This is a genomic window from Pseudomonas sp. W2Oct36 (genome assembly GCF_041060465.1).
Classification (GTDB): domain Bacteria; phylum Pseudomonadota; class Gammaproteobacteria; order Pseudomonadales; family Pseudomonadaceae; genus Aquipseudomonas; species Aquipseudomonas graminis_B.
In genome coordinates, this window is sequence record NZ_JAUERW010000028.1 from 21,034 (window position 1) to 45,212 (window position 24,179).

22 protein-coding genes are annotated in these 24,179 nt (G+C 63.0%); 16 read left to right on the forward strand and 6 right to left on the reverse strand.

Annotated features, from left to right (window positions below):
• Nucleotides 1-307: 307 nt before the first annotated feature.
• The 4 genes from QWI18_RS24030 (at nucleotide 308) to QWI18_RS24045 (ending at nucleotide 5,789) form a co-directional block, all read left to right on the forward strand.
• Nucleotides 308-3,139, forward strand: a complete 2,832-nt coding sequence (locus QWI18_RS24030) for an EAL domain-containing protein (protein ID WP_296310481.1) — start codon at nucleotides 308-310, stop codon at nucleotides 3,137-3,139.
• Nucleotides 3,140-3,256: 117 nt separating this feature from the next.
• Nucleotides 3,257-4,441, forward strand: a complete 1,185-nt coding sequence (locus tag QWI18_RS24035) for a DUF2252 domain-containing protein (protein WP_065987092.1) — start codon at nucleotides 3,257-3,259, stop codon at nucleotides 4,439-4,441.
• Nucleotides 4,442-4,537: 96 nt separating this feature from the next.
• On the forward strand, nucleotides 4,538-4,969 hold the full coding sequence (locus QWI18_RS24040; protein ID WP_192131941.1) for a RidA family protein: 432 nt from the start codon (nucleotides 4,538-4,540) through the stop codon (nucleotides 4,967-4,969).
• A gap of 343 nt (nucleotides 4,970-5,312) precedes the next feature.
• A complete protein-coding gene (locus QWI18_RS24045; RefSeq protein ID WP_065987095.1) occupies nucleotides 5,313-5,789 on the forward strand; it encodes a hypothetical protein in 477 nt (158 codons plus the stop codon).
• Here QWI18_RS24045 and QWI18_RS24050 read toward each other — a convergent pair.
• The gene (locus QWI18_RS24050; RefSeq protein ID WP_369320039.1) at nucleotides 5,779-6,708 is read right to left on the reverse strand and encodes a polyprenyl synthetase family protein; all 930 of its coding nucleotides are present in this window, start codon (nucleotides 6,706-6,708) and stop codon (nucleotides 5,779-5,781) included. The genes QWI18_RS24045 and QWI18_RS24050 overlap by 11 nt on opposite strands.
• 198 nt (nucleotides 6,709-6,906) lie before the next feature.
• Between QWI18_RS24050 and fni the strand changes: the two genes are divergently transcribed.
• Genes fni through crtB form a run of 5 tightly spaced genes read left to right on the forward strand, consistent with a single transcriptional unit; the run spans nucleotide 6,907 to nucleotide 12,898 of the window.
• Entirely contained in the window at nucleotides 6,907-7,962 is a 1,056-nt protein-coding gene (gene fni / locus QWI18_RS24055) for a type 2 isopentenyl-diphosphate Delta-isomerase (protein ID WP_065987099.1), read from the forward strand.
• The gene (locus QWI18_RS24060; protein WP_369320040.1) at nucleotides 7,959-9,233 is read left to right on the forward strand and encodes a glycosyltransferase; all 1,275 of its coding nucleotides are present in this window, start codon (nucleotides 7,959-7,961) and stop codon (nucleotides 9,231-9,233) included. Before fni ends, QWI18_RS24060 begins: the two co-directional genes overlap by 4 nt.
• Nucleotides 9,230-10,420: a lycopene beta-cyclase CrtY gene (gene crtY / locus QWI18_RS24065; protein ID WP_369320041.1), complete on the forward strand. Its 1,191-nt coding sequence runs from the start codon at nucleotides 9,230-9,232 to the stop codon at nucleotides 10,418-10,420. Before QWI18_RS24060 ends, crtY begins: the two co-directional genes overlap by 4 nt.
• Before the next feature lies 1 nt (nucleotide 10,421).
• Complete coding sequence (locus QWI18_RS24070) at nucleotides 10,422-11,912, forward strand: phytoene desaturase (RefSeq protein ID WP_065987106.1); 1,491 nt, start codon at nucleotides 10,422-10,424, stop codon at nucleotides 11,910-11,912.
• A complete protein-coding gene (gene crtB / locus QWI18_RS24075; RefSeq protein WP_369320042.1) occupies nucleotides 11,909-12,898 on the forward strand; it encodes a 15-cis-phytoene synthase CrtB in 990 nt (329 codons plus the stop codon). Before QWI18_RS24070 ends, crtB begins: the two co-directional genes overlap by 4 nt.
• On the opposite strand, the gene QWI18_RS24080 is transcribed toward crtB, so the two are convergent.
• Nucleotides 12,780-13,325 (reverse strand): sterol desaturase family protein, encoded by a 546-nt coding sequence (locus QWI18_RS24080; RefSeq protein WP_369320043.1) that lies wholly within the window; start codon nucleotides 13,323-13,325, stop codon nucleotides 12,780-12,782. The genes crtB and QWI18_RS24080 overlap by 119 nt on opposite strands.
• A gap of 567 nt (nucleotides 13,326-13,892) precedes the next feature.
• Between QWI18_RS24080 and QWI18_RS24085 the strand changes: the two genes are divergently transcribed.
• Together QWI18_RS24085 and QWI18_RS24090 are read left to right on the forward strand one after the other, a co-directional pair.
• Nucleotides 13,893-14,714, forward strand: a complete 822-nt coding sequence (locus QWI18_RS24085; protein WP_369320044.1) for a hypothetical protein — start codon at nucleotides 13,893-13,895, stop codon at nucleotides 14,712-14,714.
• A 103-nt stretch (nucleotides 14,715-14,817) separates the two neighbouring features.
• A complete protein-coding gene (locus QWI18_RS24090; protein ID WP_296313978.1) occupies nucleotides 14,818-15,066 on the forward strand; it encodes a hypothetical protein in 249 nt (82 codons plus the stop codon).
• A gap of 98 nt (nucleotides 15,067-15,164) precedes the next feature.
• Here QWI18_RS24090 and QWI18_RS24095 read toward each other — a convergent pair whose 3' ends face one another.
• Nucleotides 15,165-17,567, reverse strand: a complete 2,403-nt coding sequence (locus tag QWI18_RS24095; RefSeq protein ID WP_192135896.1) for a glucose/quinate/shikimate family membrane-bound PQQ-dependent dehydrogenase — start codon at nucleotides 17,565-17,567, stop codon at nucleotides 15,165-15,167.
• Nucleotides 17,568-18,081: 514 nt separating this feature from the next.
• Here QWI18_RS24095 and QWI18_RS24100 point away from each other — a divergent pair.
• The 3 genes from QWI18_RS24100 (at nucleotide 18,082) to QWI18_RS24110 (ending at nucleotide 20,120) form a co-directional block, all read left to right on the forward strand.
• Complete coding sequence (locus tag QWI18_RS24100) at nucleotides 18,082-18,447, forward strand: hypothetical protein (RefSeq protein WP_065987122.1); 366 nt, start codon at nucleotides 18,082-18,084, stop codon at nucleotides 18,445-18,447.
• Nucleotides 18,448-18,462: 15 nt separating this feature from the next.
• Nucleotides 18,463-19,218: a DUF4239 domain-containing protein gene (locus QWI18_RS24105; RefSeq protein WP_065987123.1), complete on the forward strand. Its 756-nt coding sequence runs from the start codon at nucleotides 18,463-18,465 to the stop codon at nucleotides 19,216-19,218.
• Between the two features lie 170 nt (nucleotides 19,219-19,388).
• Nucleotides 19,389-20,120 (forward strand): GNAT family N-acetyltransferase, encoded by a 732-nt coding sequence (locus QWI18_RS24110; protein WP_369320045.1) that lies wholly within the window; start codon nucleotides 19,389-19,391, stop codon nucleotides 20,118-20,120.
• A 15-nt stretch (nucleotides 20,121-20,135) separates the two neighbouring features.
• Here the strand turns inward: QWI18_RS24110 and QWI18_RS24115 are convergent, their stop codons facing one another.
• The 3 genes from QWI18_RS24115 to QWI18_RS24125 are packed head-to-tail and all read right to left on the reverse strand — an operon-like array spanning nucleotide 20,136 to nucleotide 22,536.
• Nucleotides 20,136-20,735, reverse strand: a complete 600-nt coding sequence (locus QWI18_RS24115) for a class I SAM-dependent methyltransferase (RefSeq protein ID WP_192135900.1) — start codon at nucleotides 20,733-20,735, stop codon at nucleotides 20,136-20,138.
• Entirely contained in the window at nucleotides 20,732-21,493 is a 762-nt protein-coding gene (locus tag QWI18_RS24120; RefSeq protein ID WP_065987128.1) for a PIG-L deacetylase family protein, read from the reverse strand. Before QWI18_RS24120 ends, QWI18_RS24115 begins: the two co-directional genes overlap by 4 nt.
• Nucleotides 21,490-22,536 carry an acyl-CoA dehydrogenase family protein gene (locus QWI18_RS24125; RefSeq protein ID WP_369320046.1) on the reverse strand — a complete coding sequence of 349 codons (1,047 nt, stop codon included), beginning with the start codon at nucleotides 22,534-22,536 and terminating at the stop codon, nucleotides 21,490-21,492. Before QWI18_RS24125 ends, QWI18_RS24120 begins: the two co-directional genes overlap by 4 nt.
• A gap of 435 nt (nucleotides 22,537-22,971) precedes the next feature.
• On the opposite strand from QWI18_RS24125, the gene QWI18_RS24130 reads away from it, so the two are divergent.
• Complete coding sequence (locus tag QWI18_RS24130; protein ID WP_065987131.1) at nucleotides 22,972-23,580, forward strand: SCO family protein; 609 nt, start codon at nucleotides 22,972-22,974, stop codon at nucleotides 23,578-23,580.
• Complete coding sequence (locus QWI18_RS24135; protein ID WP_369320047.1) at nucleotides 23,580-24,071, forward strand: copper chaperone PCu(A)C; 492 nt, start codon at nucleotides 23,580-23,582, stop codon at nucleotides 24,069-24,071. Before QWI18_RS24130 ends, QWI18_RS24135 begins: the two co-directional genes overlap by 1 nt.
• The last annotated feature ends 108 nt before the right edge of the window (nucleotides 24,072-24,179 follow it).

The following is a 24,179-nucleotide window of genomic DNA, read 5'->3' on the forward strand; positions in this document are numbered from 1 at the left end:
TCAATGCCGAAACATGAAACCGTCGCCGCCGGGCTGTTTGGCGAGCTGTATGAAGCGCACTGAGTCAACAGGGTGCCGGGTCAAATCTTTCAATTTGCAGGGCGCTACCGTGCCGTGCGGCGGGTAATTGCAATAAATGTCGTGGAAACCGGTTTTTTCGTCGCGAATAGACTGCAAATCCGAATATGCCGCTTGCAACCTTCTGTCACACCCCATGAAGATAGCGCAGTCCGACGCTGGCAATGGAGCGCCTATGAATTTCCCACTTTCGACCCCCTGCGGGTACACGTCCATTGCCGACGATTGTATGCCTGCGCCCGTCGATAACGACGCCCTGACCGCGGTCGGGTTGTCCGGGGAAAGTTCGTTGGACGCCTTGCTGCGCGCCGCCCGGCAGACTGCACCCACCTTGACCTGGGCCGCTTATCGTGCCGGCCAGCAAATGCACCTGCTGGGGCAGGGCTGTTCCGCCACGGACTGGCCAACGTTGATCCCCCGGGAGGAATTCGACGGCTACTGCCGCCAGCACCATCTGCAGCGTTGGGTGACCGGCCATGGCGAGTCCGCGTTGGGCTGGCTGCTGATGCCGGAGGCGCACTCCGACGATCCGTACTTCGCCGAGCTGGCCGGCCGCCTCGGCCTGCGCCTGCAAACCGATGCGCTGGCCCGGGCCCAGGCCACCCAGCGGGTGCTCTATGAAATCACTTACCTGGCCAGCTCCACCCGTGACCGCTCGGCGTTTTTGCAGGGCGTGCACCAGCAGCTCTCGACCCTGATCGACGCAGAAAACTTTTACCTCGCGCTCTACGAAAGCCACAGCGGCAAGATCACCTACCCTTATTACATCGACATCACTGACCTCGACGCCCTCGAAGCGGAAACCTACGAGTTTCTCGATCCCGAGCGGCTGTCCATGACCGGTTATGTGCTGACCACCGAGCAGGCGCTGTTCGTTGACGCCGCCGCCATCGAGCGGGCACGCGTGCTGGATCGGTTTCACTGCGTGGGCCATCGCCCCGAATTCTGGATGGGCGCGCCGCTGAAAAACGCTTCCGACGACGTGTTCGGCATGCTGGCGATGCAGGTCTACGATGTGGCCCGGGTCTACAGCGTCGAGGATCAGGAGCTGTTTCTGGTGGTGGCGCGCCACGTCGCGATGGCCTTGGACCGCATCCTGCACCGCGCGCAACTGGAAGAAACCGTCGCCCGCCGGACCCTCGAGCTGTCGCGCCTGAACGACGCCCTGCGCAACGAAGTGGCCGACCGCGAACGCGCCGAGCACTTGCAGAGCGCGCTGTTCCAGATCACAGAGCTGTCCAGCCAACCCGGCGACATGACCGACCTGTTCAAAAGCCTGCACGGCATCGTTGGCGAACTGCTGTTTGCCCTTAACTTCTATATCGCGCTGTTCGACGACGCCACCGGCGAGGTGACGTTTCCCTACTACGTGGACGAACGCCTGACCCGCCGCCCCGATCCGCGCCGTGGCGAGCGGGGCTTTACCGAATACGTCATCCGCCAGCGCCGGCCGTGCCTGATCGACGGTGCCGAGGCGCGATGGCTGGAAAGCATCGGCGAGATCACCCTGCAGAACGAGGTCAACCGGTCGAGCTCGTGGCTGGGCATTCCGTTGTTCGACGGCGACGTGGTGCGTGGCGTGCTGGCAGTGCAGAGCTACACCTCCCATGTCAGCTACTCGTTGCGCGATCAGGAGCTGCTGACCTTCGTGTCACGCCACATCGACACGGCCTTGTCCCGACGCAGCGCTGCCGAGGCCATTCATACCGCCAATCTGCGTCTGGAAGCGCGGGTTCAGGACCGCACCCGGGAGCTGGACTACGCCAACGCCAAGCTGCAACACGAAAACGCCCACGACGCGCTGACCGGCCTGCCCAACCGCAGCCATTTGCAGCAGCGCCTGAGGGACGCGTGGGAGAAATTCTGTGAGAAGGGCGAGGAACTGGCGGTGATGTTTATCGACCTCGACCGCTTCAAAATGGTCAACGACAGCCTCGGCCATCATTCAGGTGACTTGCTGCTGATCCAGGCAGCTGACCGGCTGCGCCAGTGCATGCGCGACAGTGATTTGCTCGCCCGGCTGGGCGGTGATGAATTCGCCGTACTGGCCTACGCCGCGCCGCCGGACATCACCGTGGCGATTGCCGAGCGCATTCTGCTGGCGTTCGACGTGCCGTTCTACATCGACGGCCATGCGGTGTTTTCGTCGTGCAGCATCGGCGTGGTCGGCGCTGACCTGCAGTTTCACAGCGAGCCGGCGGATTTGCTCCGCGACGCCGACACGGCCATGTACCGGGTGAAAAATGCCGGGCGCGACAGCTACGCCGTGTTCAACCAGGAAGTGCGCCGCGAGGTGTCCGACCAGATGGAGCAGGAGACCGCGCTGCGCAATGCCCTCAAGCGCACCGACGAACTGGTGCCGTACTTCCAGCCAATCATCGATGTCGCCAGCGGCCGGATTCTGGCCCTCGAAGCCCTTATTCGCTGGCGTCAGGCCGATGGCCGGATCGTCGCACCGGGTCAGTTTCTGCCGGCGCTGGAAGGCCTGCGCCTGATCGGCCGGCTGGACCTGTACATGCTGCAGCAAGTGGTGGCGATCCTTGCCCATCCCGACCATACGCACTGGCCGACGGTGCACGTCAACTGCTCCAGCTACAGCATCACCCGGCCGGAATTTTCCAGCGAAGTGCTGGGTTTGCTCAACCAGCATGGCGTGGCGGCATCGCGTATCTGCCTGGAACTCACCGAAGGCGCGCTGGTGGCCGAGCCTGAGCTGGCACGCCAGGCCATGAAACACCTGGCGGACAACGGCGTGTCGGTGGTCCTTGATGACTTCGGCGCCGGGTTCTCCTCCCTCAGTTACGTGCATCAGTACCACTTCAGCGGGCTCAAGATCGACAAGTCGTTCACCCTGGAACTGACCACCAGCTCCCGCAGCCGGGCCATCGTTCGCGCCATTGTGCGGATGGCCGAATCCCTCGGGCTGACGGTGGTGGCGGAGGGAGTGGAAGACGCCGCGACCCTGGATCTGCTGCGGGAAATGGGCGCGGGTCAGGCGCAGGGTTACTACTTCTCGATGCCGGTGCCCCAGGACAAGCTGGATTTGAGCGCGTTGCTGTAACACAGGGCGGCCGGTCTGGAGAGATGACTCAGGTCGGCCGTCGCGATATCGTGAAACATTCCGCAACATTTCTCTTCAGGGCGAGTCAACGCTACATCTCCCTGCAAAGAATTGTTCATGAAAACGCCTCGACCCTCCGCACGTCTCAAGCCGCTCAACGAATTACGTAATCTGAAGATGGCCCGTTCTGCCCACGCCTATGTGCGCGGCAGCACGGTGCAGTTTTACGAATGGCTGCACAGCCAGTCTGGCCGACGTTTGCCCAGTGGCCCGCCGGTGTGGATCTGCGGCGACTGCCACGCGGGTAACCTCGGCCCGACCGGCGATTCGAAAGGGCGCATCGACATCCACATCCGCGACCTGGATCAGACCGTGATCGGCAACCCGGCCCACGATCTGGTGCGGCTGGCGCTTTCACTGGCCACCGCTGCCCGGGGTTCCGATCTGCCCGGCGTCGCCACCGCCAGAATGCTCGAAGAGATGATGCAGGGTTATGAGCTGGCGTTCGAAGACGGCGCCGACGAGGAGCCCGCACGTCCGGCACAGGTCAAGGCGGGGATGCGCAGCGCGGTTCAGAGGACCTGGAAGCACCTGGCTCAAGAGCGCATCGAAGACACCCGGCCGACCATTCCGCTGGGCAAGCATTTCTGGTCGTTGTCCCGGGATGAGCGTCATGGCCTGAAAGACCTGTGCTCGACGCCGGAGATTCATGCGCTGGTCACCTCGTTGAAAGGCCGATCCAAGGATGACCGCGTCGAGATGCTCGATTGTGCCTACTGGGTCAAGGGTTGCAGCTCCCTGGGCCTGCTGCGTTATGCGGTCCTGCTGAGCGTGGGCGACGATGAGGATCAGGAATATTGCCTGCTCGACGTCAAGGAAGCGGTCGCTGCCGCCGCGCCGCGCACTCCGCGCGCGGGCATGCCCCGGGACAACGGCAAGCGCGTGGTGGAAGGGGCCCGGCATCTTTCGCCGGGGCTCGGCAACCGGATGATCGCGACGCGCATGCTGGATCATGGCTTCTTCGTCCGCGAGCTGCTGCCCCAGGACATGAAGCTTGAACTCGATCAGCTGAGCGAACGCGAAGCCATGAAAGCCGCCGGTTATCTGGCCCGCGTCGTCGGACTGGCCCACGCCCGGCAGATGGACCTCTCCACGCGCTCGTCGTGGATGCGAGAACTGCAACTCAACCGTTCGCACACCCTGGATGCGCCATCGTGGCTGTGGAGCAACGTCGTGCATCTGGTGGGGAGCCATGAGCAGGGCTATCTCGAGCATTGCCGGCGGTATGCGCTGGAGAATTGATACCGGCTCAGGATTCGATTCGGACGTTGAGGCCCACTTGACCTCTACTTAGGTGGAGGTTCGAGACTGGGGGCCCTTATGTTCAGGATCACTGCCATGACGCCAACCCCCGCTGCTGCTCCGTTCACCTTGTACAACCCGGAAGGCTTGTACGATCCCGCCCCCAACGCCTATTCCCACCTTGCCGTCGTTGGCCCGGGCGCCGAGTGGCTGTTCGTCGCCGGCCAGGGCGGGGAGGACGCTCAAGGCCAGCTGTCCCCGGATTTTGCCGATCAGGCGGCCCACGCCATAGCTAACGTCCGCATCGCCCTGCAATCGCGTGGGGCCGACCTTCGGCATATCTTCAAACTGACGCTCCTGATGGTTGATCACTCCGAAGACCGGTTGCGCTTGTGGGTCGAGCAGGCGGATCTCGCATGGGCGGACAACATGAAGCCGGTGTGCACACTCATCCCCGTCCCACGCCTGGCGCTGGACGGCATGCTGATCGAGATCGAAGCAGTGGCGGCGCTTAGGCCCAGAGACTGACTGGTTTTTAGTGGGACCGGCTTCAGCCGGGAAGGGGCCAGTGTGAGCACCATTACTATTGCAGCGTGACCGCCAACGCCTTCCCGGCTAAAGCCAGTCCCACAGTCAAGGTTTGCCAATCCCACTGGGGGTACGCGGTCGATTAGTGGAACCGGCTTCAGCCGGGAAATCACCTGCAAAACCCATAACAGGCGAACCGGGCGGACCGCTTGCTGGTAAATTGGCGCACGCGTCATGTGTTGAGCCATTATTGGTTTCAGAGAGGGTGATTCGCGCTGGTGTGTCAGCCCTTGTCCTCGACGCTTATCTTTATTCAATCTTTCCTGCTGAAGGGATTTAAACCATGCGGCAATTTGCGGCCCTCGCTCTGTTTCTCAGTCTCAATGCATTCGCCCAGGACGCGCCCCAGCCGATCGCCAAATGGACGCTGCTCGACCAGTTCGACAAGGCCTATACCCTGGACGATCAGGCCCAGGTGCTGTTGATCGCCCGCAGCATGGCGGCGGCGAAGATGGTCAACGCCGCACTGGAAGACAATCCCGAGGGTTACCTGGAGCAGCGTCACGTTGTGTACGTGGCGGACATCGAGAAGATGCCGTCCCTGGTAAAGATGGTGGCTGTGCCTGCCATGCGTTCGGCCAAGTACCGCATTCTGCTGGACCGCGAAGCCCGGGTCGCTTCGGCCTACGACGGCGACCGCGACACCGTGCAGTGGCTGACCCTGAAAAACGGCGCGGTCGTCCGTCAGGAACGGTTCTCGGACGGCGAACAACTCAAGCAAGCCATTGCCAAGCTGGGTTCGCAGTCGGCTAGCCGTTGAGCCCAGCCTTCTCGAAGATCAGCCGCAGGTAGCCGGCGATGGTCGACGCATCGCCGTAAACCTCGCGCAGCGCCTGCTCGGCGCTGGACAAGTGCAGCGCCAGTTGCCGCTTGACCTTGTCCTCGCCGTACAGCGAAACGAAGGTCGATTTGCCGTCGTCCTTGCCTTGATCCTTGTCGCTGTCGGCGCAGCGGTCGCGCAAATCGTCGTACATCTGGAACGCCTGGCCCAGCTCCATGGCGAAGTTCTGCAACAGCGGCCGCTGATCGTCCCGCGCGCCGCTGATGAGCCAGACCATGTCCATGATCGCGCCGAACAACACGCCGGTTTTCAGGTTGTTGGTCAACGCGATCTCGTCCGCGTCACGGCTGCGCTGACCGTCGCGCAAATCCTGAAACTGCCCGCGCACCAAGCCTTGCATGCCTACCGTATTGGCCAGCACGTCGACCAGTTCAGTGCGGATGGTGGCGGCCAGATCGCTGATGCTGGCGACGACGCCGAAGGCGCGGCTGAGCAGGGCGATGGCGGTCAGAATGGCCACGTCTTCACCGAACTTCAGGTGAACCGTGGGCTGGCCGCGTCGCAGCGACGCGTTGTCCATGCACGGCATGTCGTCGAGCACCAGGGATGCGGCGTGAATCATCTCGACGGCGCAGCCCAGGTCCACGGCCTGTCGCCTGATCGTGCGACTGTTCTCATGGCTGGCCTCGACCAGCCCTTCGGCCGCCAGCACCAACAGCACCGGGCGCATCCGCTTGCCCGGCGCCAACGTCGATTCACGCATGGCCAGCGCCACCAGATCGCGCTCGTTGCCGGATTCGGGCAGCAGCTCGGAGAGGCGCGTTTCGATTGCCGCCCGGACGTCTCCCAGTCGCCCGGCAAAGCCCGATTTGATTGTTGTGTCGACGTTACCTGCCATCGGTCTTTCCCTATGCTTTAGCGGTAAAACTGTTCGTCGCGGAGCGGTTCGGCGTGCGAGACCGGTCATCACGGAACGACTGCTGTTTCTAAATGCCTCAAGATACGGCAAAGTTGTACAGGAAAATCGGTTTTGTACAAGATTGCATCTGCAGAAGACCATAGGGCCCGTTCAATAATTCAGCTGCATGGAGCGAGTATGACTCACAGCGATATGGGTCGTCGCAAAGACGATCACCTCGATATCGTGCTGGACAGGCGCGCCAGCGTGCGTACCTCCTTTTCCGGATTGGATGACATCCGCTTCGAACACTGTGCGCTGCCGGAATTGAATCTGGACGACATTGACGTGAGCGGCTCCCTGCTGGGCATCGCATTGCGCGCGCCGTTGCTTATCAGCTCCATGACCGGCGGGGCCGAGCGGGCCACCGCGATCAACCGTCATCTGGCCGAAGCCGCTCAGGAACTGGGCATCGCCATGGGCGTCGGCTCGCAGCGGGTGGCCTTGCAGAACGGCGGAGATCAGGGTCTGACCCGCGAACTGCGGCGTCTGGCGCCGGACATCGCGCTGCTGGGCAACATCGGCGCCGCGCAGCTGATCGAGCCTGACGGCCTGGACATGGCCCGCCGTGCGGTCGACATGCTTCAGGCCAACGCGTTGATTATTCATCTGAACCCCTTGCAGGAAGCGGTGCAGGTCGGTGGCGACCGGCGCTGGCAGGGCATTCTCGACGCCATCCACCGCGTGGTGCTCGATGTCGGCGTGCCGGTGGTGGTCAAGGAAGTGGGCGCTGGCCTGTCTGCCGATGTTGCACTGGCGCTGGTGAATGCCGGCGTGCAGGTGCTGGACATTGCCGGGCTCGGTGGCACCAGTTGGGCTGCGGTGGAAGCCGAGCGCGCCCAGAGCCCCGCCGATCGCGAGGTCGCCATGGCATTCGCGCAGTGGGGCATCCCGACCGCCGTCAGCCTGGCCATGGTTCGCCAGGCCTTGCCGGACACGCCACTGATTGCCTCCGGCGGCATCCACAATGGCATCGACGTGGCCAAGGCGATTCGTCTGGGCGCGGATGTCGTCGGCCAGGCCGCAGGCGTGCTGCGTAACGCGACCCTGTCCACCGCCGCCGTCATCGAACACTTCGACATCGTTATCCGCCAGCTGCGTATCGCCTGTTTCTGCACCGGTTCAGAGGACCTGCGCGCGTTGCGCAGTGCTCGCCTAGTGGCGCCCAACACCCTGCAGTCGTTGCTGTCATGACCCATTTTGCGGTGGTGGCACCGGCATTCTACAGCCACTTTCAGGCGTTTCAGGCCTTGGCCGGGACGCTGATCGACCGGGGTCATCAGGTGACCTTTTTCCAGCAGGCCGATGCCCGCCGCTGGCTGACCGATCCGCGCATCGGCTTTCACGCCCTCGGTGCCCTCAGTCATCCGCCGGGCAGTCTTGAAGCAGCGCTGCGCCGTGCGGCCTGCTCGAACAATCCGTTGCGCCTGCGCCGGGTGATCCGCGACCTGTGCGACACCACGCGCATGCTGTGTGCCGAGCTGCCCTCTGCACTGGCGGTGCGGCAGATCGAGGCCCTGCTGTGCGATCAGATGGAAGCGGCGGGCGGCATGGTCGCCGAAGGGCTGGGCTTGCCGTATGTCTCGGTGGCCTGCGCCTTGCCGGTCAACCGCGAGCCGCAGTTGCCGCTGCCGGTGATGCCCTTTGCCTACGCCACCGATGAACGCAGTCAGCATGTGTTCGAAGGCAGCCGCAAGGTGTACGACTGGCTGATGAGTCCGTTGAGCAAGGTGCTGCGTGATGCGTCACGGCGTCTGGCCATCGAGCCCCGCGACGGGCTGCATGAATGCCTCTCGCCGTACGCGCAGATCAGCCAGACGCTTCCCGGATTCGATTTCCCCCGTCAGCATCCACCGGCCAATTTTCACGCGGTCGGGCCACTGCGGGCGCCTCAGACCGAACAGCCGGGCGAATGGCCGATTGACCCCGCCCGGCCATTTATCTTCGCCAGCCTCGGCACGCTGCAGGGCAGTCGCTATGACATGTTCAAGCGCATCGCCACGGCCAGCCGGCAATTGGATGCGCAGTTGCTGGTAGCCCATTGTGGCGGGCTCGATGCCCGGCAAGAGCAGCGGCTGATCAAGACCGGCGCGACCTGGGTGACCGATTTCGCACCGCAACAATGGGCGCTGCAACACGCCGATGCGGTGGTGACCCACGGCGGCTTGAACACCGTGATGGACGCTATCGTGGCGCGCACGCCGATGCTGGTGATGCCCATCGCGTTTGATCAGCCGGGCGTTGCTTCGCGCGTTACCCACGCCGGGATTGGCCTGCAACTGCGTCGCGGCGCCGGGGCAGGGCAGATTCGCGAGCGCCTTACGCAACTGCGCGGGCTGTCCGCAGAGCCTTTTGAGCGCCTGGCGACCGAACTGGCGAACGCTGGCGGCACCTCCCGTGCCGCCGACATTGTCGAAGCCGTGGTGCGCACGGGTGAGCCAGTGCTGGCGGGGTTGATGCCATGACGTACGATTTGATTCTTGCCGGCGGCGGCTTGGCCAACGGGCTGATCGCCTGGCGCCTCAAACAGCTGCGGCCGGAGCTGCGGGTGCTGTGCATCGAAGAGCAGACGCACCTGGGCGGCAATCACACCTGGTCCTACCACGAAGGCGACCTCACGGCCGAGCAGCATCAATGGCTGCAGCCCTTGGTGGTGCAGCGCTGGGCCACCTATGACGTGCACTTCCCGCAACGCTCGCGACGGTTGAACAGTGGCTATGCCAGCATCACGTCGGAACGCTTTGCCGAGGTCATCGAGCCCGCTTTGGGCGATGCGCTCCTGACCGGCCGACGCATCACCGACCTCACTCCCAACGCCGTGGTGCTGGAAGGCGGCGAGCGGCTTCACGCCCGCGCGGTGATCGATGGCCGTGGCGTGCAGGCCACGGCGCACATGGTGCTGGGGCAGCAGGCGTTTCTGGGTCAGTTGCTGCGTTTGAAGGCGCCCCATGGCCTGACCGCGCCGATCATCATGGATGCCCGCGTCGCGCAGGGGGAGGGCTACCGCTTCATTTACGTGCTGCCTTTTTCAGCCGACACGTTGCTGATCGAGGACACCCATTACGTCGACCAGCATTCGTTTTCATCTGACCAGCTTCGTCAGCACATCGCCGACTACGCCGCCGCCCAGGGCTGGGAGATTGCCGAGTGCCTGCGCGAAGAGCAGGGCGTGTTGCCGATCACCCTGGCCGGGGATTTCGCCGGGTTCTGGCGCGAAGCGGCGGGCCAGCCACGATCCGGTTTGCGGGCCGGGCTGTTTCATTGCACCACCGGCTATTCGCTGCCCCATGCCGTGCGGCTGGCGGAGTGGATCGCCGTTCAGTCCAGGCTGGATGCCGAGTCGCTGGACGCCGGCATTCGCGCTATCGCGCGGCACGCGTGGCACTCCCAGGGTTTCTATCGGCTGCTTAATCGCATGCTGTTCCTGGCCGGACGTCCGTCCAATCGCTGGCAGGTGATGCAGCGGTTTTACGGACTGTCCGAAGGGCTGATCAGCCGTTTCTACGCAGGGCGCAGTAGCCTGGTCGACAAGCTGCGCGTGCTCACCGGCAAACCGCCCGTACCGATCGACGAGGCGGTCAAGGCCGCTGTTCGTTACCTGCCCAAGCACTACCAGGCCAGGCATCACCCGCCTCAGCACAACGAGAATTGAAATGACCCAAGCAAAAACCGCAATTGTGATTGGTGCCGGTTTCGGCGGCCTGGCGTTGGCCATCCGGCTTCAGGCAGCGGGCGTGCAGACGACGCTGCTGGAAAAACGCGACAAGCCCGGTGGCCGCGCCTACGTCTACGAAGATCAGGGTTTTACCTTCGACGCGGGGCCGACGGTGATCACCGACCCGACGGCCATCGAAGAGCTGTTCACCGCCGCCGGCAAATCCATCAAGGATTACGTCGAGTTGCTGCCGGTGTCGCCGTTCTATCGCCTGTGCTGGGAAGACGGCACGAAGTTCGATTACGCCAACGATCAGCAGTCCCTCGACACCCAGATCGCGGCACTGAACCCCAAGGACGTCGCCGGTTATCAGCGCTTTCTGGCGTATTCCAAAGCGGTGTTTCAGGAAGGCTATCTGAAGCTCGGCGCCGTGCCGTTCCTGTCGTTCCGCGACATGGTTCAGGCCGGGCCGCAGCTGGCGAAGTTGCAGGCATGGCGCAGCGTGTATTCCATGGTGTCGGAGTTCATCGAAGACGACAAACTGCGTCAGGCGTTTTCGTTTCACTCGCTGCTGGTGGGGGGCAATCCGTTTGCAACGTCCTCCATTTACACGCTGATTCATGCCCTCGAACGCCAGTGGGGCGTGTGGTTTCCCAAGGGCGGGACCGGCGCGCTGGTGCAGGGCATGGTCAAGCTGTTCGAAGACATCGGCGGGCGTTTCGAGCTCAACGCCGATGTCGCCAGCATTGACACCAGTGGCCAGAGAGTGACCGGCGTGCGCCTCAAGGACGGCCGGCAGATCAGCGCCGATTGCGTGGCCTCCAACGCCGACGTGATGCACACCTACGCCGAACTGCTCGGCGGCCACCCGCGCGGGGTCAAGGAAGGCGCACGGCTGAAGGGCAAGCGCTTCAGCAACTCACTGTTTGTCATCCATTTCGGGCTCAAGCGTCCGCAGCCACAGTTGCAGCACCACACCGTGTGTTTCGGCCCGCGCTACAAGGCGCTGATTCAGGAGATTTTCAAGGGCGCGGCGCTGGCCGAGGATTTCTCGCTGTACCTGCACGCGCCGTGCATCACCGACCCGAGCCTGGCGCCGCCGGGGTGTTCGAGCCATTACGTGCTGTCACCGGTGCCGCACCTGGGCAACGCCGATATCGACTGGGAAGTGGAAGGGCCGCGCTACCGCGACCGCATCTTCGCGTACCTGGAGAAGTACTACATGCCGGGCCTGCGCGAGGATCTGGTCACCAGCCGCATCTTCACGCCCCAGGATTTCAAGGGCGAACTCAACGCGCACCTCGGTTCGGCGTTTTCCCTTGAGCCGATCCTGCGACAAAGCGCCTGGTTCCGCCCCCACAACCGCGACGCAAGCCTGAGCAATCTGTACCTGGTCGGCGCCGGCACGCACCCGGGCGCCGGTGTGCCGGGTGTCATCGGTTCCGCCAAGGCCACGGCCGGGCTGATGCTGGAGGACCTGCACTCATGAGCGTCGCCGATCAGGCGCTGCTCGACCACGCCACCCAGAGCATTGAAGTCGGCTCGAAAAGCTTCGCCGCCGCGTCGCGACTCTTCGATCCCGTGACCCGTCGCAGCGCGGTGATGCTCTATGCGTGGTGTCGGCACTGCGACGACGTCATTGACGGCCAGGAAGCGGGGCACTCGGCGACGGTGGTCAGTCAGCAGGAAGTCACCGAGCGACTGCAACGGCTGATCGCACAGACCCACGCTGTGTACGCGGGCACGCCGACCCACAGTCCGGCGTTCGAAGCGTTCCGGGAAGTTGTGCTGCGCCATGGCATCGAGCAGCGCTACGCCCTGCAGCATCTGGATGGCTTCGCGATGGACGTCAGCCAGCGCGAATACCGGCGCGTCGACGACACGCTGGAGTACTGCTATCACGTGGCCGGCGTTGTCGGCCTGATGATGGCGCAGATCATGGGCGTCAGCGACGAGGCGACCCTCGACCGCGCCTGTGATTTGGGGCTGGCGTTTCAGCTGACCAACATCGCCCGGGACATCGTCGAAGACGCCTCGGTAGGACGTTGCTACCTGCCGGGGGAATGGCTGGATGAGTTGGGCATTCCCCACGATCGCCTTGCATCTCCGGAATACCGTCCAGCGGTAGCCGTATTGGCAAAGCGGCTGGTGGACATGGCCGAGCCGTACTACGAGAGTGCCAATGCCGGCTTGACCGCACTGCCATGGCGATCGGCCTGGGCAGTGGCGACGGCGGGGTGCGTCTACCGCGAGATCGGGGTGAAGGTCAGGGAGCGCGGCGCGCGGGCGTGGGATGCGCGGGTCTCGACCAGCAAGCTGGACAAGCTGCGACTGGTGTTGGTGGGGGCGTGGAAGGCTAGCGTGACTCGTGGTCGGCAGTGGCCGGCGCGGCCTGCGAACCTTTGGCAACGTCCGGGTCGGATTTGTGCAACGGGCCGTCATGCAAGCGTCGGAGCTGAGCGCGTAACCGAGTAACGCTCGGCGCGTAGAGAAAGCCGAACGACACGCAGCGCTCCTTGCCCGACACCGCGTGGTGCATCAGATGCGCCTGATACAGGCGTTTGAGGTAGCCATTGCGCGGCACGTACTTGAACGGCCAGCGCTTGTGCACCAGGCCGTCGTGGGCGACGAAATACAGAAAGCCGTAAGCGGTCATCCCTGCGCCGATCCACTCCAGCGGATGCGCCCCCGCAGTGCCCAGCGCGATCAGCACGATGGCGAACCCGGCGAACACCACGGCATACAGATCGTTCTTCTCGAACCAGCCGGTTCTCGGCTCGTGGTGCGACTTATGCCAGCCCCAGCCCCAACCGTGCATGATGTACTTGTGCGCAAACACGGCGAAGCCCTCCATGCCGATCACGGTTGCGAAAAAGACGAGGGCATTGATCATCGGGTTCATCCGCGCAAGTGTCTCAACGTCAGACCGTGAAAAGGCCGACGCTGTTCGGTGCGTGATTGTCGCATGCCGGTGGCTGAAGGCGGAGATCGGTTTGTCAGTTGCCGATTTGCGGTGTGAAGGTTCGGATTGGTGTGGCGTGACCCATGACGCCTTCCCGGCTGAAGCCGGTCCCACTATGAGTACGCGGTGTGCCAGTGGGACTGCACTGCTGTTCGTGGGACCGGCTCTAGCCGGGAAGGGGCCAGTGTGAACGCCCTCATTTCTGTAGCGTGAAGCACGACGCTTTGCCGGCTGAAGCCGGTCCTACGGGCCGAGCGCATTGCTTTTTGTGGGACTGGCTTTAGCCGGGAATAGGCCGGCATGAACACCTTCATTTTGTAGCGTGACGCACGACGCTTTCCCGGCTGAAGCCGGTCCTACGGGCCAAGCGCGTTGCTTTTAGTGGGACCGGCTTTAGCCGGGAAGGGGCCGGTTCAAACGCCGCCAGTTTTGCCGAGTGCCGTAGACGTACTCCGCCGGGCAGCGGTATCTTCGCGCGCTTTATTTTCTGTCGTTCAAGGATGATCAATGTTGCTCCTCCGTCCCTATTCCCGCTTGTCATCGCTGCGCCCGGTTGCCCCATGGCTCCGATTGACCGCGATCGCAGGCATCGCCTGTGCCCTGATGGCCTGTCAGTCCCGTCAGGTGGCGTCTCCTGCCATCGCCTCCGCTCCAGCCGTCCCGAGCCCGGAAGAAATCAAAAAGCAGCAATTCAAGACCTTCGTCAGCCGTTTCCAGTCCATTCTCGGAAACAGAGCGCTTGAGGCCAACAGCGAAGGCCTGACGGGTGAGGTCCGCTTGCGCATCAAGATCAATCGCAACAATGAGGTATTCAGCTGTGAAACCCAGGCCACAGGCATTGCCACGGCAAATGCACCGGTGGCCGATCTTTCAAAAAAGGTGTGCTGGAGCGCGGTGTTCCCGATCGTACCCGGGGACCGGTTCAACAAGGACGGCAACGTGGAAGTCGTCGCCCCCTTGATCTACGTGCCAATGAGCGATATCCAGCGCTTGTCCATGGAGCCCCGTTATCAGCAATACGCGCAGGGGCGGTATTTCGCCGAGCGGACACTGATGAAATCACCGCACGGCAGCATCGGCGTGGTCACTTTCGAGTATCTGGCGAACAAGCAGGGCAAGGTCAAGGAATGCGTCGTCAACCTCGAACGCCACCGCGAACGCCCGGAGGCCTTCACCTACGACAACGTCTTGCAAAGCCGACTCACCGAGCAGTGCAAACATCTCGACATCGCGCAGATGCCCGGTTTCTCCGTGGATGAAACCGGCGTGTCCAGAGGCGCGGTAGCGTTCGAATACAGCCCCTGGATGGCCGGGCCACGGGCGCGATAAAAAAGTGATTGATCCTGGCGCTGGACGCCGTGGGTCATAACCGACTGAACTGTGCCGGCCTCCTGCGGCCTCAGACTTACACCCGCTAAAGGAGGCCAAGGCCATGAACAACGACGAATTCAATCAATATGACGCAGAGCGCTTCCACGGTCAGGTCGCCGAGCAGTTGGGCATCAGCGTGGAAGAGCTGAAAACCTGGATGATCAACGACATCGAGCGGGTCACCGAAGGCGGCGAGGAGGTGGGGCACATGGTGGTGTTCCGTGAGTCCACACCCGATGAGGTGCTCGACAAGCTCAAGAACCCGCAGAGTCGCTTTACGGCGATGACGGGTGTTATCGAGACTGAGTGAGCGGTCGGCGTCCGACCTTCACTGGCGGTTGCTGTACTGAAACCGCACACAACAAAAAGCCCGATCACTCGGGCTTTTTGTTGTCGCTCATCCGCCGATTACTTCGACGGCAGAGCGTAGGCAATCAGGGAATCGCCCATTTTGGTACCGAACGAGCCATGCCCGCCGGCCATGATCACGATGTACTGCTTGCCATTGCTCTCGTAGGTCATTGGTGTGGCTTGACCGCCAGCCGGCAACCGCGCTTCCCAGAGCAGATCGCCGTTGGTGACGTTGAAGGCACGCAGGTAGTTGTCCTGGGTGCCGGCGATGAACATCAGGTTGCCGGCCGTGGAGATGGGACCACCGAGCATCGGCACACCGATTTTCAGCGGTGGCAGTTGAATGCCTTTCAGGCTGTCGCGGATGGTGCCGATACGCTTGCGCCACACCACGTCGTGGGTCTTCATGTCGACACCCGCCACATAACCCCAAGCCGGCTCTTTACATGGCAGGCCCAAGGGCGACAGGAAGGCGTTGATTTCGACGCCATAAGGCACGCCGTACTGAGGCTGAATGCCCATTTCGGTACCGCTGCCGGTGGCACCTTCTTTAGGCCACAACGGGTTGTTCGGGCCTCGGGGGATCAGCTTGGACACGAACGGCAGCGCCATCGGGTTCATCAGCGCAACCTGACGGTCGGCGTTGACCGAGATGCCACCCCATTCGAAAACGCCCAGGTTGCCCGGGAACACCAGCGTGCCTTGCTCGGACGGCGGCGTGTATTGGCCGTTGTACGACAGCTGCTTGAAGATCACACGGCAGACCAGTTGGTCGAACATGGTCGCGCCCCACATCTCCTTGTCGGACAGGGTTTGAATCGACGTCAGGTTCAGGTTCGAGCGCGGCTGGGTCGGGCTGACCCGATCGCCTGGCGCCGCTTCACCCGCAGGCACCGGCATTTCATGGACCGGCACGATTGGCTTGCCGTCGCGACGGTCGAGCACGAACAGGTTGCCTGCCTTGGTCGGCACGTACACCGCAGGGACAGCTTCGCCGCTGCCGGTTTTCACGTCAGCCAGGGTTGGCTGAGCTGGTACGTCCATGTCCCACAGGTCGTGGTGGGTGGTCTGAAAGCTCCACACCAGTTTGCCGGTGGAGCCGTTCATGGCGACGATCGAGCTGGCATAACGCTCCATCACCGGGGTGCGGTTGCCGCCCCAGATGTCGGGCGTCGGATTGCCGGTTGGCACGTAGACCAAGTCGGTTTTCGCGTCGTACGCCAGCGGTGCCCAGGCGTTCGGCGAGTTGTTGACCAGGGTCTTGCCGTCACCCGGAATCGCGTTCGGGTCTTCGGCACCGGTGTCGAAGATCCACTTCAGCGCGCCGGTGTTGACGTCGTAGCCACGGATCGCGCCGGAAGGCTCGTGCACCGACAGGTTATCGGTCACCGAACCGCCGATGATCACGGTGGTGCCGGTCACCACGGGCGGGGAGGTGGGTTCGAGGCCGCCCGGATACGGGTAGGGCTGCAAGTGCAGCAGATCGAGCTCGCCGTTTTTGGCGAAGTCGGCACACGGTGCGCCGGTGTCAGCGTTGATGGCGAACAGACGACCGTCGTTGACCGGCAGGAATACCTTGCGCGGGCAACTGGTGGCGACCGGCTGCGTGCCTTCCAGGCTTTTCGCAAACTGCGTGGTGTCAGCCTGATCGAAGTAGGCGACGCCACGGCAGGTCAAGTGCTGGAAGGACGGGTCGGATTTGAGCTTGGGATCGAATCTCCACTTCTCTTTGCCGGTCGCCGGGTCCAGCGCCACCAGAATCTGGTGGGTGGTGCAGATGTACATGTTGTCGCCGACTTTGATCGGCGTCAGCTCGTTGGTGGTCTCGCCGGAGTCACTCGCGGTTTTCGATTCGCCGCTGTTGAAGGTCCACGCCACCTGCAGGTCTTTGACGTTGCCTTCGTTGATCTGGGTCAGCGGGGAATAGCGCGTGCCCGACTGGGTGCGCCCATAAGCAGGCCAGTCGCCATTGGCGATGCCCTCGACAGGCTCATGCTGCGCGGGTTGCGCGGTGGCCATGCTGCCGTTGATTTCCTGCGGGTCGTTGAAGATGGCATACACCATCACCACGATGGCCAGCGCCAATGTCGCGGATAAAAAGGTTTTGCCGGGCTTGATGCGCTCCGGAATATCCCGGGTCACCGCCGGAATGAGCAGCCACAGACCCAACACCCCGAGGATGTCGAATCGCGGCACCAGCGCCCAGAAGTCCGTGCCTGCTTCCCACAGACCCCAGACCACGGTGATCAGCATCAGCGCGCCATACAGCCAGAGCGATGCCGCGGAACGTCGCCACAACAGGACGGCGAACACCAGCAGCGCGACGCCCAGGAACAGATAATAAAAAGAGCCGCCCAATGTGAGCAGCCAGATACCGCCTACCAGCAGAAACAAGGCAAAGATGCCTGCAATGATGGAAGTGAAACGCCTCAGCCCTGAAGCTTTAGATAAGTCATTCATCGATGTTCCCCCTTGGGATGTAGTGCATGGACTGTGCGCCTCATAGGGGGTTCAACTCCCCGATCAGCCGGTTGGATGAATTTTTTCGGCATCACTGACCACACGCTCTTTCCAAGCATAGGCCGTGTTCACGAACTGATCCCGGGGGAAAAGCATTCAGAGGGCAATCGGCCCGGCCTTACGCGAGTTCGGGGCCTGAAGAGGGGCTGAAAGGACCGGCGAGATGGCGCTACAGGGGCGGCAAGGTAATGCCCGCTGTGGTGCATCCCATCGCTCAAAGTTGCGGGGGGGTGTGGGCGCAGACTAGAGTCGTCAACAGGCCATTCAACTTACGGCAGGCGCATGAGACGGAGTCCATCGATTCCCTCTGGTCTGCGCTCTCATAACGCGCTGGAAGTGTAAGTTTTCTATGCACAATCGGTTAAGCAGGACGCGAGCCACGACGCTGCTGATCACAGCGGCGGTTTTTGTGTGTGTATCCGGGTGCACGACCCAGGCCACGACCGGTGCGTCATTGGTCGATTACACCTCAGTCAGCGCATCTTCACCGCCACACAAACTCACCGGCCTTTGGGCCGGTCCCCACGCCGGCGGCACTTTTTACGTGGAAATTTTCGAGGACGGCGACCTGCGCACCTGCCTGAGCGCTCCGCCTTATTACCGGGCGATGGACGGAAAATATGCCGACGAGGCGTTGTATCTGGAAGACGGCACCCGTATTGAATTTCAGCCGGCGGGTGCGCAGCGCATCACTATTTATTCGCCTCCAGGAAGGCCGGTGACCACGCTGGAACGCGGTGCGCCAAGTCTCTCCGCCAGCGAGTGCCAGGGAGGCGCCGATGACGTCCAGCGCAAACTTTCCCACTGGGCTGCGCAGTAGCGGCGGGGTGCGTTAATGCAGTCGGTGTGGATCGCAGCCGCTACCTTCGCCTGCCTGCTGGCGGCATCGTTGCTGATGATGCACTGGTATCCAAGGCTTTCGAGCCGTCATCGAGACGAGGACACCAACACGGTCATCCGCCTGGTGGCCAACATCTTCGTGGTGATGACCTCGCTCGTGTTCGGGCTGATGATCAATTCAGCCAAGAATACCTATGAATCCATCGACGCGAGCTTTCATGCCTACGCCACTGATCTGATCATCTTCGACCGAACGCTGCGCACTTACGGCGAGTCCGCGCAACAGACACGCGGGCTGCTGGTGACGTACCTTGAGCGGGCCATTGCCAATCCGTATCGCGGTGATGAAGCGCTGCAGCATCGCAAAAGCCAGGCCGCGCAGTACCTGGACGACATTGGCAAATCCCTCGCCGGGGTGCGCCCGGCGGATCGCTTCCATGAAACCTTGATGCTGGACATTCGCCAGCAGTACCACGGCCTGATCGAACAGCGCTGGCGAATCGTCGAGCAGTCCGAAGGGGCGATACCCGGCCCGCTGATCGGCATGCTGATCGCGTGGATGACGCTGATTTTCGCCACCTTCGGCTACCGGGCGCCGCGCAATCCGATGGTCATTGGCATGTTCACCGTATCAGCACTGCTGATTGCCGCGTCGGTCTACCTGGTCCTGGACATGGACATTCCCTTTCACGGCCCCATCCAGATTTCTGATGAGCCGCTTCGCCGGGCCTTGGCGGAGATGCAGTTGTAAGCGTGCGCTTTAACCGCTTTTGGGTCGTGGTCGCGCTCTGGTTGCGGGCCTTTACAACGAAGCGTCGGAGGGCAGAAAAGGAGGGATTTGCGAGGTGGGCCGGGTATGATGCAGCGCTCTGAACGTCACCACTCAGCACGCTACCGTCCCAGACCGTATTCAGGATCACAATGCCCAGCCCCACGTTTACCGCCATGCGTCTCGATGCCACGCCCCCGGAATCGATCAAAAGCCAGATCATGCAAATGGTGATCGACTACGTCACCGACCTCAGCATGGTGGCGATCGCCCCGAGCAATCCGTTGTACCCGCTGTACCAATACGGCGTCGGCCATGAAGTGCATCAGTACGTGCAGGCGATGGATGGCTCGCGGGGGATTGCGGTGGAATTGATCGTGGCGCTGGACGCCGAGGATCCGTCGATCGTCATCGGCTTTTTGCTCTATTTGCCGGTTCAACAGGACCCGCAGGCGTGCGCCGTGGCGTACATGGCGGTGCAAACGGCACGCCGTCGTCAGGGCGTGGCGCGGGCCATGCTGACAAAGATGACCGAACGCTATCCCCATGCGGAGCTGGCGTGCTTCGTCTCCAAAGTTGCGGTGTTCGAGGCGCTGGGTTTTCAGGTGTTGGGTGCGCGCGGGCCGCAGGTGGTGATGAACACCCGTGAGCGGCAGACCGAGGGCTTGTTGGCCGTGCTGGACATTGCGCCGATCTACAACTCGCTGGAAGTGCGGCAGATCCACAGCTATCTGTTGAAGCAGCACGGCAAGCGCGCCATGACCGATGCGGAGAAACAGCGCGATCGCCACATCGATCAGTTGACCCGCCAGGCCCGGCTATTCGTCAACGGACTGTTGGGCGAGTCAGGCGCGCAAGCCTTCATCGGCCCGCGGCTCGTCTAATCCAGCGATCAGCGATCAGCGAACGGCCTCGTTGAGGTCGATCCCGCCTGAGTCCTTGCTCCACATTTCCAGCAGGAAATCCCGCTCGGCGTGATGCAGCGTGCGTTCCATGGCCAGGTGCCGCGCCAGGACCTGGTGCACCTCGCGGCCCTCCATCGGGCAGCCTTCGATGGGGTGCAGCCAGTGGCATGCCAGCACCGCACCCTCCGGCGTCAGGCTTTCGCGAATGCGCTCGATGATCTCGCCGAAGGCATCCGGCGTCAGGTAATAGGCCCATTCGCTGATCACCACCAGATCGAATTCTCCCGCCGGCCAGTCCTGGGGCAAACAGCCTTCCAGCACCTGAACATGGGCATGTTCGCTCAAGCGGTCTCGGGCCAGAGTGACGGCCCGGGGGCTGAGGTCCATGCACAGCAGCGCGTCGCAGCGTTCGGCCAGGCGCAGGCTCAGTTCGCCATTGGCGCATCCCGGCTCGAAGATGCGCCCATAGCGCTGGCGCGGCAGAGCGGCGAGGGTCAGGTCGCGTTTGCGGTGTTCGTACCAGCGCGTACGGAAGGCCCAGGGGTCGTCGCTGTTGGCGAACAATGTCTCAAAATACTCACCTGTCATGCTCACAGAAACACCAGTTCGAAGGGTTGCAGCAGACGCTCAAGCGTCTGAGGGGTCAACACCGGAGGAGCGCCGGTGCTCGGGTCGTTTTCCAGCTGGCTCAAATGCGCCCCGATGGCCTCGCGCTTGCGCCGCAGTTGCTCCTCGCTGAGCCAGAATTTACGGGCCTGTTCCCAAGGGATGCGCGGGTCGTTCGGTTCAGCCCAATGCCAGGCCCACACCGGCATCTCCACCAGCGTCGCGCCACTGTTGGCCACCGCCTGGGCCGCGCAATGGCCGACGGCTTCGTGGTCGCAGTGGCCGTCGTGGCGCCAGGTGGTCAACAACACATCCGAGGGACGCAGGTCTTCGCTGAGCAGGGCAATCAACGACTCGGCATGCCCGGCAACTTGACCATCGCCCATGCCGAGCCGTTGCCAGGACAGCCTCGACACGTCGAGGCCTAGGTGCGCGACGGCCTGTTCGCTTTCCCGGCGCCGCTCGGTTCGCAGGCGCTGTACCGGCCACAGCGGAGAGTGCGGATGACTGCCTTCGCCGTCGGTGACAGCCACCAGTTGCACATCGTGCTGCCGTTGGGCCATCGCCGCGAGCACGCCGCCGCAGGTCAGTACTTCGTCGTCGGGATGCGGCGCGAGCACGATCAGGCGCGCGCCAGGTGGAATCAGTTCTTCCAGGGTGATCGGGCGCACACTGCGCAACGCCACGCTGTTCTGCCAGGCGCTCAACGGGGTGCCGGTGACGCCGAAAGGCTGCGCTTCGTTCATAGTGACCAATCCTCGGTTTCGCCCGTAGCGATTCGCTGGCCCAGATGCGCCAGGTCGCGCTCAGCATGGCTTTGTCGGATAAACACCTGCAGGTCGGCAGCCAGCCGCGCAAAGTGCGGATCACGGCAGAAAGGCGTCGCGCCCAGCGCCCGGCCGACATGCCGGCACACCTGCTCAACCGCCATTTCGACCTGTGCACGTAAGCGCTGGACCGGCAGGCTCGCGTCGTCCCGGGGATGCGCGTCGATCCATGAGGCGCACTCGCGCAAGGCAGCCGCCGCGCCGCACAGCGCGGCATCCGCGCTGCCCAGATGAGCGTCGGCGTGGGGTTCCGGCCGTCCGTGATGTCGGTGCGCGCGCAAGCTTTTCGCCAGCGCCGCTGCCGCGCCGTACCAGGCGGCAGCGATGCCGGCGCCGCCTTGCCAGAACCCAGGCCGGGTTAAATAGTCCCCGCTGTTGCCCACGCAAATGCCGACAGCGCCATCGAAGTGCACGTCGCCGCTGGCGGTGCCCGCCATGCCCACGGCCTGCCAGGTCTCGCTGCTGAAACGTACGCCCGGCTGCTTCAGATCCACGGCGACCAGTTGCGGCGCGTCATCGCTGGCCCAGGCGGTGAGCAGGGCGTAATCCAGTTGCTGTGCGCCGGAGCACCAGGCCTTGCGGCCGTTCAGGCGAACCTTGTCGCCGTGGCGTTGACTGACGCCGACCCTGGCGTCGGGCGGCTCAGCGGCCCATACGCCCCAGATGCCTGGCGTTTCGAAGGGCGAGGCACCGAGCTCCTGCGGCCTTAGTTCATACAAAATGGCGAGGGCGTCGGTATGGCCTTCGTAGAGTTTGAGCAGCGCCAGATCAATGCCGGCCACCGTTGCCAACTGGCGCCAGCGCTCGAGTGTGCGACCGCTGCCGGGCAACGGCAGTTGATCGAGTCCGCTGCCGAGGCAGCGCTGCATGGCGTGACGCAAGGGAGCGTCCGGCACGTGGGGATTGTCACGGTGGGCGAAATCCGCCAGCAGTGATTCAAGTCCTTGTGCATCGTCCCGCATGACTGTCTCCGTCCCGTTGACGCCGACGCGAGTTGCGCGGGCTGTTTGCCTGGCCCGTTGCGCGGCCTGCTGATGAAATTCGGCAGCGCAGGCGGGGAGGGGTTCAAACATTTCTTCGGCCAGCCGGGCCACGTGCGTTCGGCCGGGCGGCTTCGCCAGCGCGCTGATCCCTGTTTTGTGAACGGGTGCGCGGTTTTGTCGCAGCGAGCGTTTCTCAACCCATGGGCGTCAAGGCATGCAGCGCCGTCGAGGGGTGTCGGTAAAATCCGCTTGTAACGCATTCGGCCCGGTTTTGCGCGACACTGTCGGGCACCTGTTTTTTTCGCTTCGTCCCTCGCCGCTGCAGTGCGGCTGCCAATAACGCCTGCGGTGCCGCGAGGTGGACGAAAAAAGGGTTGGCGTTGGCGCCAGCCGCTGCTTTCGAGAGTTCGCCAGATGAATGAGTTTCTGACCCGCCGTCAGGTGGTCACCGGCATGGGCCTGTTGGGGCTGGGCCTGCTGGCCGGTTGTGACGGTTCGACCACTGCGCTGGATTTCAAGTACGGCAAAGATCTGAGCAACAAGATCATGGGCCGCACGTTCAAGCTGACCGACACCGACGGTGAGGTCAAAACCCTGTCGAGTTATCGCGGGTTGATGCCGATGGTATTTTTCGGTTTCACCCAATGCCCGGCGGTGTGCCCGACCGCGCTGGCCCGTGCTGCGCAGATCAGAAAGATGATGGGCGAGGACGGCAAGACGCTGCAGGTGATCTTCATCACCGTCGACCCCGAGCGCGACACGCCGCAGGTCCTCGACGCCTACGTCAAACAGTTCGATCCGACGTTCGTCGCCCTGCGCGGCACGCTGGAAGAAACCGCCCACGTCGCCAAAGAATTCGGCGTGTTCTACGAAAAGGTCCCGGCGGGCAACACCTACACCATGTCCCACACCGCCACCAGCTTCGTTTTCGACTCCCGGGGCAACCTGCGCCTGGGGCTGTCACCCTCGCTTTCCGCCAAGCAATGCGCGGAAGACCTGCTCACTGTCATGGAAGTCTGCTGATGAATACTGTGTTTGCTGCTGTCTCGCGCTCGTTGGTTTCGCGCACGTTGGTGGTCGCCCTGTTGGCCGGGGTCAGTCTGAGTGCGGTTGCCCAGACGCGGGTGGAGGATCCGTGGGTGCGTGCGACGGTGGCCGGGCAGCCTTCATCCGGTGCCTTCATGCGCATCACCGCGGACACCGACAGCACGCTGCTCAGCGTCACCTCGCCAGTGGCCAAAGACGTGCAGATTCACGAGATGAGCATGACCAACGATGTCATGCGCATGGGCCCGGTCGACGCCGTGCCGCTGCCGGCAGGCAAGACCGTGGCGCTGGACCCGGATGGCTACCACGTGATGCTCATGGGCCTGAACGGCCAGATCAAAGAGGGCGATCAGGTCCCGCTGACCCTGACCGTGAAGAACGCCAAAGGCGAGACAGAAGTGCTGAACGTAAGCGCCCCGGCCCGCGCCGCGATGGACATGAACCATGATCACGGCATGACCCATTAAGTGGGATCGCGTATCCGGTACAGACTGTGTGAAAACCTAGCCAACCTGCCTCAGATCTAAGAAAATGCCCCGCATCGAAAGATGCGGGGCATTTTCTTATGGCGTACA

Bases quoted from the DNA above. Each gene is read 5' to 3' on its own strand.
- QWI18_RS24030 (WP_296310481.1), top strand. From the start codon at position 308: ATGCCTGCGCCCGTCGATAACGACGCCCTGACCGCGGTCGGGTTGTCC.
- QWI18_RS24035 (WP_065987092.1), top strand. From the start codon at position 3,257: ATGAAAACGCCTCGACCCTCCGCACGTCTCAAGCCGCTCAACGAATTA.
- QWI18_RS24040 (WP_192131941.1), top strand. From the start codon at position 4,538: ATGACGCCAACCCCCGCTGCTGCTCCGTTCACCTTGTACAACCCGGAA.
- QWI18_RS24045 (WP_065987095.1), top strand. From the start codon at position 5,313: ATGCGGCAATTTGCGGCCCTCGCTCTGTTTCTCAGTCTCAATGCATTC.
- QWI18_RS24050 (WP_369320039.1), bottom strand. From the start codon at position 6,708: ATGGCAGGTAACGTCGACACAACAATCAAATCGGGCTTTGCCGGGCGA.
- fni (WP_065987099.1), top strand. From the start codon at position 6,907: ATGACTCACAGCGATATGGGTCGTCGCAAAGACGATCACCTCGATATC.
- QWI18_RS24060 (WP_369320040.1), top strand. From the start codon at position 7,959: ATGACCCATTTTGCGGTGGTGGCACCGGCATTCTACAGCCACTTTCAG.
- crtY (WP_369320041.1), top strand. From the start codon at position 9,230: ATGACGTACGATTTGATTCTTGCCGGCGGCGGCTTGGCCAACGGGCTG.
- QWI18_RS24070 (WP_065987106.1), top strand. From the start codon at position 10,422: ATGACCCAAGCAAAAACCGCAATTGTGATTGGTGCCGGTTTCGGCGGC.
- crtB (WP_369320042.1), top strand. From the start codon at position 11,909: ATGAGCGTCGCCGATCAGGCGCTGCTCGACCACGCCACCCAGAGCATT.
- QWI18_RS24080 (WP_369320043.1), bottom strand. From the start codon at position 13,325: ATGAACCCGATGATCAATGCCCTCGTCTTTTTCGCAACCGTGATCGGC.
- QWI18_RS24085 (WP_369320044.1), top strand. From the start codon at position 13,893: ATGTTGCTCCTCCGTCCCTATTCCCGCTTGTCATCGCTGCGCCCGGTT.
- QWI18_RS24090 (WP_296313978.1), top strand. From the start codon at position 14,818: ATGAACAACGACGAATTCAATCAATATGACGCAGAGCGCTTCCACGGT.
- QWI18_RS24095 (WP_192135896.1), bottom strand. From the start codon at position 17,567: ATGAATGACTTATCTAAAGCTTCAGGGCTGAGGCGTTTCACTTCCATC.
- QWI18_RS24105 (WP_065987123.1), top strand. From the start codon at position 18,463: ATGCAGTCGGTGTGGATCGCAGCCGCTACCTTCGCCTGCCTGCTGGCG.
- QWI18_RS24110 (WP_369320045.1), top strand. From the start codon at position 19,389: ATGCCCAGCCCCACGTTTACCGCCATGCGTCTCGATGCCACGCCCCCG.
- QWI18_RS24120 (WP_065987128.1), bottom strand. From the start codon at position 21,493: ATGAACGAAGCGCAGCCTTTCGGCGTCACCGGCACCCCGTTGAGCGCC.
- QWI18_RS24125 (WP_369320046.1), bottom strand. From the start codon at position 22,536: ATGCGGGACGATGCACAAGGACTTGAATCACTGCTGGCGGATTTCGCC.
- QWI18_RS24130 (WP_065987131.1), top strand. From the start codon at position 22,972: ATGAATGAGTTTCTGACCCGCCGTCAGGTGGTCACCGGCATGGGCCTG.
- QWI18_RS24135 (WP_369320047.1), top strand. From the start codon at position 23,580: ATGAATACTGTGTTTGCTGCTGTCTCGCGCTCGTTGGTTTCGCGCACG.